General features: G+C 67.0%; 11 protein-coding genes, 2 tRNA genes and 1 pseudogene. 5 read left to right on the forward strand and 9 right to left on the reverse strand.

Translation table 11 applies throughout. From position 1 onward, the window contains the following. Positions 1-96, forward strand: a complete 96-nt coding sequence (locus D7V77_RS45945) for an IS3 family transposase (RefSeq protein WP_367303451.1) — start codon at positions 1-3, stop codon at positions 94-96. Positions 97-127: 31 nt separating this feature from the next. On the opposite strand, the pseudogene D7V77_RS12995 reads toward D7V77_RS45945, so the two are convergent. Continuing rightward, a pseudogene (locus tag D7V77_RS12995) lies at positions 128-325 on the reverse strand (IS5/IS1182 family transposase); the annotation flags it as partial. Between the two features lie 106 nt (positions 326-431). Here D7V77_RS12995 and D7V77_RS13000 point away from each other — a divergent pair. Together D7V77_RS13000 and D7V77_RS13005 are read left to right on the forward strand one after the other, a co-directional pair. Continuing rightward, positions 432-1025, forward strand: coding sequence for a hypothetical protein (locus D7V77_RS13000; protein ID WP_120576597.1), 594 nt, complete (start codon positions 432-434; stop codon positions 1023-1025). Positions 1026-1603: 578 nt separating this feature from the next. After that, complete coding sequence (locus D7V77_RS13005; RefSeq protein WP_126933325.1) at positions 1604-2668, forward strand: HEAT repeat domain-containing protein; 1065 nt, start codon at positions 1604-1606, stop codon at positions 2666-2668. Between the two features lie 51 nt (positions 2669-2719). Here D7V77_RS13005 and D7V77_RS43695 read toward each other — a convergent pair. The 6 genes from D7V77_RS43695 to D7V77_RS13030 all read right to left on the reverse strand — a co-directional run bounded on the left by D7V77_RS43695 (position 2720) and on the right by D7V77_RS13030 (position 7180). Next, positions 2720-2813, reverse strand: a tRNA-Sec gene (locus D7V77_RS43695). A 120-nt stretch (positions 2814-2933) separates the two neighbouring features. Next, the gene (locus tag D7V77_RS13010; protein ID WP_120576623.1) at positions 2934-3530 is read right to left on the reverse strand and encodes a DUF1629 domain-containing protein; all 597 of its coding nucleotides are present in this window, start codon (positions 3528-3530) and stop codon (positions 2934-2936) included. Positions 3531-3552: 22 nt separating this feature from the next. Further along, positions 3553-3903: a DUF2019 domain-containing protein gene (locus D7V77_RS13015; RefSeq protein ID WP_120576599.1), complete on the reverse strand. Its 351-nt coding sequence runs from the start codon at positions 3901-3903 to the stop codon at positions 3553-3555. Continuing rightward, the gene (locus D7V77_RS13020) at positions 3903-5255 is read right to left on the reverse strand and encodes a hypothetical protein (RefSeq protein WP_120576600.1); all 1353 of its coding nucleotides are present in this window, start codon (positions 5253-5255) and stop codon (positions 3903-3905) included. Before D7V77_RS13020 ends, D7V77_RS13015 begins: the two co-directional genes overlap by 1 nt. A gap of 815 nt (positions 5256-6070) precedes the next feature. After that, positions 6071-6169: transfer RNA gene (locus D7V77_RS13025), tRNA-Sec, on the reverse strand. A gap of 42 nt (positions 6170-6211) precedes the next feature. After that, positions 6212-7180: a cyclopropane-fatty-acyl-phospholipid synthase family protein gene (locus D7V77_RS13030; protein ID WP_120576601.1), complete on the reverse strand. Its 969-nt coding sequence runs from the start codon at positions 7178-7180 to the stop codon at positions 6212-6214. Positions 7181-7358: 178 nt separating this feature from the next. Between D7V77_RS13030 and D7V77_RS13035 the strand changes: the two genes are divergently transcribed. Then, positions 7359-9758 (forward strand): DUF3857 domain-containing protein, encoded by a 2400-nt coding sequence (locus D7V77_RS13035; protein WP_158624394.1) that lies wholly within the window; start codon positions 7359-7361, stop codon positions 9756-9758. 3 nt (positions 9759-9761) lie between these two features. On the opposite strand, the gene D7V77_RS13040 is transcribed toward D7V77_RS13035, so the two are convergent. Together D7V77_RS13040 and D7V77_RS13045 are read right to left on the reverse strand one after the other, a co-directional pair. After that, positions 9762-10055 (reverse strand): hypothetical protein, encoded by a 294-nt coding sequence (locus D7V77_RS13040; protein WP_120576624.1) that lies wholly within the window; start codon positions 10053-10055, stop codon positions 9762-9764. A gap of 29 nt (positions 10056-10084) precedes the next feature. Next, on the reverse strand, positions 10085-11158 hold the full coding sequence (locus tag D7V77_RS13045; protein WP_169825497.1) for a metallopeptidase family protein: 1074 nt from the start codon (positions 11156-11158) through the stop codon (positions 10085-10087). Positions 11159-11246: 88 nt separating this feature from the next. Between D7V77_RS13045 and D7V77_RS13050 the strand changes: the two genes are divergently transcribed. Continuing rightward, positions 11247-11603, forward strand: coding sequence for a response regulator (locus tag D7V77_RS13050; RefSeq protein ID WP_120576603.1), 357 nt, complete (start codon positions 11247-11249; stop codon positions 11601-11603). Positions 11604-11727: the final 124 nt, after the last annotated feature.

Consider the following 11727-nt stretch of genomic DNA (forward strand, 5'->3'; position numbering starts at 1 on the left):
GTGTTCTACAACCGGAAGCGGCGCCACTCCGCCCTGGGCTACGTCAGCCCAGTGGAATACGAGCGGAGGGCCGCAACCAAGAGGCTGGCAGCGTAGTCAACCTGTCCACCGAACCGGAGCAGGCCCACACCGCCGCACGACCCGCGTGATGGGGACGCGCACGGATAGCGCGCTCGAAGTCCGACATGTCCAGCGCTTCGACAGCCGCCCATACAGCGCGCACTGGATGCTCTCGGTCAACCAACTGCTCGTAGGTCCGAGCCGCCAGCACCTGCGTCCGTTTCGGCCGGAGCACACGCACTCGCGGCCGTTTGCTCCCCGCCATGGCGATTCATGCTCGCACAGCAGCGCTTATGCATCCTTTGGATGCATCAGAATCGTTAATTTTTTCTCATCCCCTCAGGGTCGCGGGCGTCTTCTCGGCCGCGGCGGTGCTCCTCATCGGGGCGGCTCATGCTCGGGGGCTGAAGCGCGATGACATCACGCCTGTCTATGTTGGCGCGCACACGCTCGGGGTGGGGGGCGCCTGGCTCCTGGCGTATGCGGCGGCTCGCCTCGAGCGCGCGCGAGCGACGGCGCTCATCGGTGGCCTCTCCGCGCTGTCACTGGCTGGTTTCGGGGCGTACGAGCTCACTGCGCCTCAACCACCGTACAAGGAGATCTCGGAGATCCTTCGCCCCTATCTGGAACCACTGCCGCCCGGGCATGAGAGCTTCATCTCGCCCCGGTACAAGGTTCTTCAGCTCTACCTGTTTCGCAATGGTCGCTACTGGCAGTCCTTCTACACGGAACTCCGGCCGGAGACGCTCGTGGCGAGCATCGCGTCCGGCGAGTACTGCGCCTTCGTCTTCGGCCCGGAGGAGCGTGAAGACCCCCGGCTCGTGCAAATGGAGCGGGACATCGCGCTGCAGGCCTTGGACTTGAGCGCGGAGTTGCCGGAGGGCGCACGCGGGGGATTCCGCGTCTTCGTGAACCGAGCATGCATGCAGGAGGGCGCGAAGGGTTCACGCCACGCGGAGGGATGACGCCAGCATTCAACGCCGGCTGTCTTCAACGCGCCTTTCCCACCCACACCACATGACCAGCGATCGCTATAGCTGCTCCATGACTGCTCCTGTTGAGTCATGACATGACGTCGAAGCACCACGGCCCGTTCTGGAAAGTCCAGAGCGGGCCGCGGTAGGTCAAGGGCTGGAAGGTGGCGGCGTGGTCGGCGCTCTGTCCAGCGTCGTCAACGTTCCGGCCGGACCTTCAGTCCGCGCGGGCCTCCGCGCTGCTCAGGCCCCGGTGCCTCACCCTGCTACAGGTGTTCGCCTTGCTCCGGAATTGGTGTTCGGCTTGTCCCGGAGCCGGTGTTCGGCTTGCTCCGGAATCGGTGATCGGGATCGTCCGGAGCACGCATCCACCCTGAAGGGATGACGTTGAACCCAGAGGTGTCGCGGGCGCGTGACAGGTGGGCAGCGCCAGGGCGCTTCCTGGGGCAGGGAGAATTTCATGCGAGGGTGGCCCGGATGCGCGTTAGCCTGGAGTTCGCTTTACCAGCCACATCCCGCGCAACCATCGTTGAGATCCCTGCGCCTGCTCGGCGCGGAGAGGGAGAACCATGCAGCGCTTTGTCCTCTTGGGTCTTGCACTGCTCACGGCCTGTGCAACGCCTGTCCATCAGGCCGCATCGCCGGTCCAGCCCAGCCCGGTCTACGTGTTCGAAGGCGTGGAGGTGTTCGGCTCACGCAAGGTGCCCAAGGGCAAGCTGCTGGAGGTCATTGGGATGCCTGCGCCCGGCGCGCGCTTCAACCTCGAGAAGGGGGAGTTCACGCCGTACCTCATGGAGAGCAAGCCGCGGCTCCTGGCGGCCTACAAGTTCGCGTTCTGCAGGTACTCGATGGTGGCCTACCCGCCGACGCGGACGTTCCGGGTGACGGTGGATCTGGTCGATGCCGGAGATGAGTGGCGTATGCCCTTTTCACCCGCGCCGCAGGGCGATATCCCGGAGCCGGAGGGCCTCCTCACGGCCTGGGATGAATACCAGACGGCCTACTGGAAGCTGAGCAGGGAAGGGGCTGTCCCCGAGTACGGCAAGAGCAAGTGCCATGCCCTCAACTGCCATGGAGGATTCGACCACCCCGAGCTCGCGCCGCTGGAGCAGCGCTTCATGGATGGTGTTCCCCGCAATCTCGACACGCTGGTGCGGGTGCTGCGTGAGGATCGCAACGACTCCAAGCGAATGGCCACGGTCATGCTCCTGCCCTACATCAACTCACGCGAGCAACTGGTGAAGCTCGTTCTCCCGTCGGTGCGCGACCCCTACGAGGGTGTGCGCAACGAGGCGCTGCGCCTGCTGGGAACGATGCAGGAGGGACAGCCGCGGGTCATCATCCCGCTGGAGCCCGTGCTCGAAGCGCTCTGGTACCCGCTCGAGACCGACCGCAACAAGGCAGCCTGGGCGCTCGTGCACATCGTGGAAACCGAAGGCGCCGCCCATCAGCGGCAGATTCTCGACAAGGCGGGCGCGGTGCTGGTGGAGATGGCTGGAATGCAGCAGAAGACCGATGCCGAGCCTGCTCGCAAGGTGCTCGCCATCCTGGCGGGGCGGGACCTGGGTGACGAGCCGGCGGCCTGGCACCGTTGGGTCGAGCAGACGCTCGGCTCGAACAGTGCCCATCGGTGACGAAGATGCTGCGAAGGCGGCAGTACGGGGGGCGTAACCCCTGGAACGCATTGGCGGTAGGGCACGGGAATCGAACTCGCCAGGGACTGCTCTCGTAGCCCCTCACCGGTTTTGAAGCCCCGCCACACCGATCCGCGAGGTGCCCGGGAGGATTGAGGGGTGGCCCGTTTCCCTCTGGCGCGGGGTGGACCGCGAGTCCGTAAAGGTCCACCCGCGTCCGTTCATCTTGGGTACAGCTTGGGTACGCGGGTGGGGACGGCAGGGGTTAGGGGGCATTGGCTGCACCGGGGCCGGTCACGTCCGTGAACTTCGTGCCGGTGATGACCGCGCGCTCCAGGGCCTCCTTGATCTCCTCGGACACGATCAAGGCCACGGTCCAGCCCCAGGTGCGGAACACCTTGGCGCCTTCCACCTTCGCCGGGTCGATGCGCATCCCGGACACGGAGGAGTACGTACCCACCTTTTCGGGCATCCCGTCCTCCGGGGTCCAGTAACGCACCTCCTCGCACGCTGCATCGTCGATGCACTTCACCAGCCGGGTGGCGTTGAGGATGAAGTGCTGAGCGGGCTGGGAGTCGATCTCCACCGGGATGAGCTTCATGTCGTCGGGTGCCAGCTCGGTGAAGAAGGAGGCCGCCCGGGCGTGGACGACGGGGATGCTGAATGCCGCGTGGGAATAGTCGAGCGGTTTGCCGGAGATCTTGATGGGGATCCTGATGCGCTCGTCCGAGTGAGCCCGCTGCCCGATCCTGAACTGCCACGGGTCATAGAGCTTGCGCCCTTCCTGATCGAGAGGATGCCCCAGCTCCCACCGGCCGGAGAGGTACACATCATCGGTCAACTTGAAGAACCGCGTCGGCATGAGGTCGTCCATCCGAGGCGGGCTACTCTGGATCGAGCGCCCAGGTTCCTTCTTCCCAGCGCTTCAATGCCTGCCCGGCTTCAAAGGGAACGAGCCCCTTGCCCTTGGCGGCTTCCTCCAGAACCGCCTTCGCTTCGGCCGTCCGGTAGCGGAGCAGATGGGCGGCGGCCATGACACGCACATCCATGCGCTCATGCTTGAGCAGGACGAGGAGGGCATCACGTCCTGCGTTTCCATGGGCCAGGAGCTTATCGACGGCTGCACCGTACTTCCTGGCGTGCTTGTTTCCCGTCTTGGCATCTCCCCGGAAGATGGCCTCGGTCTGTGCCGCCACGTTCAGGGCGAACTGCTCGACCAATCTCTCCAACGTCATCACCAGACCCCCTTCGCCACGTTCTCCATGGCCAGCAGCCCGAAGTCACGCTGGGCCTCGTAGGACTGCGTGCTCAACCATTGCCTCACGGTCAATGGCGAGCCGGTGATACTACGCCGGATCGACGAGTAGAGCGCGCTGACGTCGGTGTGCAGGATCTTGTCCAGTGGGATGAGGTTCTCGGTGTTGTGGAGGGCCTGGGGGCCGAAGCGCTTCACGTTGCCCGGAGTTTGCTCGACGATGTGGTGCCACTCCTTGTTCTTGCCCGCCGGGCCCATGGCCTTCTTGAAACCACTGAACGAGCTCCAGGCCCTGTAGCCCAAGGGACGCGCCTTGGCGGAGGCGCTGCCGCCCGTGGCTTTGGCCCCCATGGCCACCGCGCCGGGCGCGAGGGCGATGGTGACGGTCTCGGCGCTCACGGCCACCGTTCCCACGTCCGCGACCGCCGCGAGCCTGATGCCCATTTGCGCTTCAGCCTGGACCGCCGCCTGCGCGGCGCCTGGGAGCATTGGCACCTTCGACCCCAGCCCCGCCGCCGTGTTCCCAAGGGCGGCCGTTGCCAACATGGCGAACGCGCGCGCCGCGTTGCGGCCCATGACCTTGCCGTAGCGCTCACCCGCCTCGCGGAGTTCGTCAAACGTGGTGGCCCGCTCCGCCTCCTCCACCAGCTGCTTGAAGCCCAAGATGAGGCTCCAGAACGTATCGACCCCCACGTAGGCAATGAGGGAGGCGGTCATCACGGCGGCCACGCCCTTCGAGAAAGGCTCGGGCACCGCGAGCAAGATGCAGTACGTGGTCCACGTCCAAAGAACCGCAGCCATCATGGCCTGGGGATCAGCCATCTCCTTGAAGGCGTCCATCATCTCGTCCCGCACGACGCCTTGGGCCAAGGCCATGGCCAGGGCGTAACGGCCATCTCCGGTGACAGTAGGGCTCTCCACCAGGAGGCGCAGGCAATCGCCGGGTTTGCTCGTTCGCTCGCACCAGCGCAGGTATGCGCGCGTCAGATCCACCTCTGTCGAGGGGAGATCACCGTCCAGGTGTTCGCCCGGTCCCAGCGGGATGACACGGTGGCTGCGCGGCTCGTACAGGTACGAACCGCTGCGCGGATCCATCTCGAAAAACCGCCGGGCCGTTTCCTGGGGATGAGTGGACGGCCGCACGTTCCGGGCGAGCACTGCTACGACTTCAACGAAGTCGTCTTCGTCCAACTCCACCGGCGCGGCATCGCCGCTGCGTGGGGTGAGGACGATGGGGTCGCCGTGGCCCGTGTGTAGGCGCACGGACTTCGTGGTGCCGCTGCATCCGGCCAGCATCACGATCAGTAGGGGAATCGACCATCGTGGCAGCATGCGGAGCCCTCCTGGCGCTGGCGCTCTTTGCTCGGGAGCGCATCGGTGGCGCAAGGTCGGGTAATACCAGGTAGAACTGACAAGCGCTCCGGGTGGTCACCGGCTGTCGTCGAGCGTGCGGGCCGACGGCGTGCCGGAAGTGTTCAGGTGCAGTGCGCCCAATGACTAGATTGCTTCCATGGGAGCATCCGGTCTGTCCAAACGCGCCTGCCAGCAGAGGTCCCACGATAGCCCACAGGACCAGCCGCCGTGCTGTTTTCCCGAGAGCCAAGCGACTCTCCATTGCCATGGGTTCACAGTGACTGGGGGCGATGCTGATCGTCAGGCCCAAGTCAGTCGTTCAAATCTAGTTCGGCATACTAGGGGAGCCGGACTGTCCCGATGTGAACTCCAAGTGAGAGGAACGCGTCTCGTCGTACGAGCCCATACTTTCCAGCGGATGAGCCGCGACCGGCCGACTCGCGGGTATGTTTGGAATAAATGCTGGACGGTAGTGACCAAATGTCAAAGCTGCCGTCGCTCTGTTGGAAAGCACCGAATACGCGGGACACGCGTGCAAGCATCTTGAAGGTGACACCGACGGTGTCGGTGTCAGGTTTGGCGCACTTGATCACAATCAATTCGTCGTCGAGTAGCGCCTCATTCGAGATGTTGCTGAGTGGCTTGGCTCCTAGCTTTTCGGCGAGCTGTCGAGCTGTATCACGGCCCCATTGAGCGGCAGTTGCGCCACTTTCCTTATCCTGTGGCATTTGTGCGTCGACCTCTTGGTAGCTGCTGGCTGGTGACGATGAATCGCTAACCGGATTGCAGAGGTGTGGCGGTAGGGCACGGGAATCGAACTCGCCAGGGACTGCTCTCGCAGCCCCTCACCGGTTTTGAAGACCGGGCCGGCCACCAGGTCCGGAGGCCCTACCGCTTCCGATTACCTCCGCTCCGCCCCAGTCCGTCAACCACGGTCACGGCTTGCGCGCGAACACCACGGCGTACTCGTCGCAGTTGAACAGCGCGGGCCACTGGAGCTGCTCCGGTGTCATCCGCATCGCCTTGTGCACGTCCGCGCGCACCTGGTGCAGCGACGTGCTCCCCGGATTGCGCTCCAGCTGCGTCATGCCCCGCAGCGCCACCAGCGCCGTGTTCACCGCCGGGTACACATCCTCCGCGATGGACTCCACCTTCGCGTCCTGGAACCCCGCCCGCCGCAGCTCCGACAGGTAGCGCTCCGTCGACCAGACGTTCTCCTCCGGGAAGGCAATCAGCCCCCGCCAGTAGCGGTAGCGCAGCCGCGCTCGGAGTCCGGCTCCAGCCTCACGGTCCGTCTTCTGCGCCATGTCCGCCATCACCAGCCGGCCTCCCGGCTTCAGCACCCGGAAGGCCTCGCGCAGGAAGTCCTGCCGCATCCGGAAGTGCATCGCGGACTCCAGCGCGAACACCACGTCGAATGCTCCCTCCGGCCCAGGCAGCGCCGTCGCGCTCCCCACCTCCAGCCGGACCACGCCCTCCAACCCCGTCAGCTTCACGCGCTCCCGGCCCACCTTCACCTGGTTCGGCGTGATGTTCACCCCGACGATGCTCGCGGGCTTGAACTCCTCCGCCCACAGCAGGTCCTGGTCCGCGTAACCGAAGCCGCAGTCCAAGACGGCATCCCCGGGCCCCAGCTTCGCCGTCCTCGCCAACAGGCGCGCCATCTCCGCCTGGGCGGACCGGAACAGCTCCCCCACGCGCTCCACGTTGGAGTCGTCCACCTTCTCCACGTGCTTCCAGTAGCCCAGGTTGATCCAGAAGGGCTCCCGGCCCGTTGTCACCCGGATGTCGCTCGGCGCCGGCATCCCCGCCACCCAGGCTCCTGTCTCGTTCGTATAGAAGCGCTCCGGGTCCGCCAGGAACGCACTCTTCAGCCGCGTCGCGACCTGCCTCACGTTGACCATCGCCAGCCTCCTGGGCCTTCCAACCGATGGCCGGAACCCTAGCCCGTGTCACGGCAATTCCAGGCTTGGCCTGCATGACGGTTTTCACTGGTGAATGAAGCGGGGCCGCTCGCCCGGTGTCCCAGGGGGCGCCTTGCCCGGCGCGTCATCCGGGCTCCATGATGAGCGCCCTTCCGCCATGCGCCGAACCTTCCGTTCCGTCCTCCTGGCACCGGGCTTCTTTCCGGTGCCCGTCCTGCTGCTGTGTCTGTGTCTGTCCTTGAGCGCCGGGGCAGCACCGGCGGCGACGAACGCCAGGCCGTTCCGCGTCGGGCCTCCCGCCGCGTGGGTGAGGCCGCTTCCCATTCCTCCAGACCCCGGCCCGACTCCCGAGGGCGAGGAGGAGACCAGCGTCTCCCGGCTGCTGATCGAGGAACAGGTGCGCGTGTCAGGCCCATCGCGCGTGCACTACCTGCACTCGGCCCAGAAGGTCCTCTCTCCGCGGGGCATCGACCGCGTCACGGACATCCAGTTCCGCTTCGATCCGACGTACCAGAAGCTCACCGTCCACGGCATCTGGCGCATCCGCGACGGCCGCCGCGAGGACGTCTTCCAGCCCGCCGAGGCCCGGGTCATCCAGCAGGAGACCGAGCTCCAGAACCGGCTCTACAACGGCAACCTCTCCGTGGTGCCCTTCCTCCACGACGTGCGGGTGGGCGACACCGTGGAGGTCGCGTACTCCTTCGAAGGCGCCAACCCCGTCTTTGGCGGCCGCTTCTCCGACGTCGTCGGCGTGGGCCATTCCCATCCCGTGGTCCACTTCGCCTACCGGCTGCTGTGGCCGGAAGGGCGGGGTCGCACGCTCTTCATCCGGGACTTCGCCGCGCCGGGCCTGTCGCGCTCGGAGTCGATGCTGAACGGCGAGCGTGAAATCATCCTGGAGCGCCGCCACGTGCCCGCGGTCCGCCACGAGGACAACGTCCCCGGCTGGCAGCCCGTCTACCCGTGGATCCAGTTCAGCGAATACAAGGACTGGAACGACGTCGCGCGCTGGGCCTCCACGCTGTTCCAGGTGCCCGCCCGCTCGAAGTCGCTGGAGCAGGAGGTCCGCCGGCTGTCGAAGGAGCCCACCCCGGAGGCTCGCTTCCTCGCCGCGCTTCGCTTCGTCCAGGACGAGGTGCGCTACCTGGGCATCGAGATGGGCCCCAACTCCCACCAGCCCCATCCGCCCGACGAGGTCCTCCAGCGCCGCTTCGGCGACTGCAAGGACAAGTCGCTCCTCTTGGTGTCGCTCCTCAAGGGGTTGGGCATCGACGCGCAGCCGGCGCTCGTGAGCACGGACCTCACGCAGCTGCTGGACGGCTTGCGTCCCACCGCCACCGCGTTCAACCACGTCATCGTCCACGCCACCGTGGCCGGCCGCGAGCTGTGGGTGGATCCCACGGCGACGCTGGAGCGCGGCGGGCTGGAAAGCTACGAGCCGCCCTCCTACGGCCGGGCCCTCCTCGTCGCCCCCGCCACCACGGCGCTCTCCGTCATCCCCACGCCCACGCTGACGGAGCCCTCCCTCTTCGTGGACGAGACCTACGTCGCGATGGGCCGCGACGGGGCCGCGACACTCGACGTCGTCACCACGCGCACGGGGGCGGACGCCAACTCCATGCGCCGCGCGCTCGCGGGCACGTCCCTGTCCGAGGTGTCCCGCCTCTACTTCAACTACTACGCGAAGACGGACGCGGACATCTCCATCGCGAAGCCCATGTCGGTGGACGACGACACCGTGACGAACGTGCTCGTCACGCAGGAGCACTACCGCATCGAGGACTTCTGGACCTCGGACGGTCGCCGGGAGTTCCGCGCGCATGGCCTGCGCCAGCACCTCGCCGTGCCGAACTACTCCCACCGAGCCTTCCCGCTGGAGGTGGAGCACCCCGTCTTCGCCCGCCACCGCATCACGCTGAAGGCCGGCGAACTGCCCCCCGTCAAAACGGAGTACGAGGTCGTGGACGGTCCGGCCTTCCGCTTCGTGGCCGACACCCGCGCCGAAGGCAAGACGCTGCTGCTCGACTACAGCTACCGCAGCACCGCGGACTCGGTCCCGCCCGAGCGCATCGCCGAGTACGTGAAGGCCCTGCGCGCCACCGAGGCCCAGCGCGGCTACGCCATCCAACTCAGGAGCCGAGCCGCCCGCCACCAGGCCTCATCCGTTCCGTCCGGCGAGGCGGGTGCCATCCTCCTGGGCGTCATCGCGACGTGCCTCGTGCTGTGGTTCGTCATCGCGCAGGGCGGCCCGGTGGCGCTCTGGCGCAAGGGCCGCGCCTGGGGCAGGCGCCGCGCCTTCGCACGCAAGTTCGACGCGGACCACCGGGGCGACAGCGCCGGGTCCGCCATCCCCATCACCAGCCCGCAGGAGCTGCTGTCCACGCTGGGCCGGCTGCGCTGCGCCTGTGGAGCCACCAGCGAGGCCCCACGGGAGTCGCTCCGCCACGAGGCCGTCGTCCTGGGCGACCGCCACCTCACCCTGGTGCAGTGGCAGTGCCCCACCTGCGCCCGAGCCCGCCGCGCCTACTTCGAGGACATGGGCTCGCGCGCCGCCTGACGCCTACTGGCAGATGCCCGGGCAGTCCGCGCTGCCCCCGGGCTGGCACGTGTCGGACGGATCATCCACGCAGGTGTTCCCGGACACGTTCCCCGCGCAGCCCCCGAAGAGGCCGCCGCAGCACTCGACGTACCCCTCCGGCACGTCACACGGCGTCGGGAAGGACTGGCACGTCTCGCTGTCCGAGCGCGCGAACACCACCACCTGCGGACACGTGCGCGGCTCTTCGTCGTCGTCGCCCAGACAGCCCGTCAGACCCAGCACCGCCATCAGCCCCAGCTTCGTCCATGCATGCATGGCGCGCATCAGGGCAGGGGAGAACGGCGCTAGTCCAGCCCCCGCTCCCACAGGTCGTCTTCATCCAGACCCATCAAGTGACCGACTTCGTGCATCACCGTGATGCCAATCTGTTCGATGAGTTCCTCGCGGGTCCGCGCGAAGCGCTCCAGGTTCTTCTGGTACAGCACGATGGAGGGCGGGAAGTGATCCGCCGCGTCCATCACGCTGCGCTCGCCCACGGGCGTGCCCCGGAACACCCCCAGGATGCACGGTGACAGTGGCGGCTGCTGACCCAGCAGGTCCTCATCCGACGGCAGGTCCTCCACCGCCAGCGTCACGTTGTCCATGTACTGCTTCACCTGCGAGGGCAGGGCGCGCATCGCGTCCTCCACCGCGCGGTCGAACGCCGCCTCCTCCAGCGCCACCGGCGGCGGCAGCTCCTCCGGGGCCAGCGCCTGCGCCCGGGAGAAGCGCTTCTTCGCCTCCTTCGCATCCTGGCGCCGCTCCGCGACCAGCCCCAGGTAGTGGTGCGCCCAGGCCTCGTCCGGCGCGTCCTTCAACACCCGCTCGAAGGCCTCCTGCGCGGGCGCGAAGCGGCACAACTCGAACAGCGCGATGCCCCGCTCCAGCTGCGCGTCCGTCGAGCGCGGCATGTGCGTCAGCGCCTGGTCCAGGATTTTCAGCGCGGACTCACATTCCCCCAACTGGTTGAGGCCCATGCCCTCCAGGAGGAGGAACTCGTAGACGAGCTCCACGTCATCGGCCCGCTGCGCCAGCTTCCGCCCGCGGCCGCACCACTCCAGCCCTTCCTCCACCGCCTCGCGGTCCTCGCCGGTGCGGCACACGAGGAATTCCGCCGCGCCGAAGAGGATCTCCAGGTCTTCCGGGGCCATCTTGAGGGCGGCGCCATAGGCCTTGCCCGCGTCCTCCAGGCGTCCCACCTCCACCAGCGCGGCGGCCCGGTAGTGCAGGGCTTCTGGTGAGTCCGGAACGTCCCGGAGCAGGGCGTCGGCGCTGGTGAGCGCGGCCTCGAAGTCCCGCGCCTCGAAGGCGTCCGCGACTCCCTCCAGCCGCGCGTCCATGTCCCGCGCCTCCCCTTGCTTCGCCATGCGCTTCGCCATTCGGGCCGGCAGCTAAGAAGCCGTCCTTCGCGTTGTCAACGACCGGCGTCGCTGTTACCTTCCAGCGCCCCGTTTCGGCCCGAACCCCGTGAACATCCTGGTCGTCGACGACGATTACGAGCTGTGCACCATGCTCTCTCGCTACCTGGAGATGCATGGCTACACCGTGTTCTCGGCGTCGGACGCGCTCCAGGCCCTGGACATCATGGAGCGTCACCCCGTGGGGCTGGTCATCACCGACTACCTGATGCCCCACCTGGACGGCATCCACTTCACGGAGATGCTGAAGGCGGACCCCCGCTTCCAGCGCATCTCCGTCCTGATGATGACCGCCAGCACGGACGCCAACATCTCCGACCGGGGCCTGCGCAAGGGCGTCGCCATCACCCTGCAGAAGCCCCTGGACATGGGGCAGCTGCTCAACCTCGTGCGCTTCGCGGAGTAGGGCCTTCCCAAGGCGGCCCGGCCCCCCACCCGGACGGGCCAGTAGGCGTCCTCAGGCCCACACGGCTGCCCCTTTCCGTTGACATCGTCGATGCGGCCCTTATGTTGGCGCTCGACATGGCCGA

The organism is Corallococcus sp. CA041A, assembly GCF_003612075.1.
Taxonomy (GTDB): domain Bacteria; phylum Myxococcota; class Myxococcia; order Myxococcales; family Myxococcaceae; genus Corallococcus; species Corallococcus exiguus.

Bases quoted from the DNA above. Each gene is read 5' to 3' on its own strand.
- D7V77_RS13005 (WP_126933325.1), top strand. From the start codon at position 1,604: ATGCAGCGCTTTGTCCTCTTGGGTCTTGCACTGCTCACGGCCTGTGCA.
- D7V77_RS13010 (WP_120576623.1), bottom strand. From the start codon at position 3,530: ATGCCGACGCGGTTCTTCAAGTTGACCGATGATGTGTACCTCTCCGGC.
- D7V77_RS13015 (WP_120576599.1), bottom strand. From the start codon at position 3,903: ATGACGTTGGAGAGATTGGTCGAGCAGTTCGCCCTGAACGTGGCGGCA.
- D7V77_RS13020 (WP_120576600.1), bottom strand. From the start codon at position 5,255: ATGCTGCCACGATGGTCGATTCCCCTACTGATCGTGATGCTGGCCGGA.
- D7V77_RS13030 (WP_120576601.1), bottom strand. From the start codon at position 7,180: ATGGTCAACGTGAGGCAGGTCGCGACGCGGCTGAAGAGTGCGTTCCTG.
- D7V77_RS13035 (WP_158624394.1), top strand. From the start codon at position 7,359: ATGCGCCGAACCTTCCGTTCCGTCCTCCTGGCACCGGGCTTCTTTCCG.
- D7V77_RS13040 (WP_120576624.1), bottom strand. From the start codon at position 10,055: ATGCATGCATGGACGAAGCTGGGGCTGATGGCGGTGCTGGGTCTGACG.
- D7V77_RS13045 (WP_169825497.1), bottom strand. From the start codon at position 11,158: ATGGCGAAGCGCATGGCGAAGCAAGGGGAGGCGCGGGACATGGACGCG.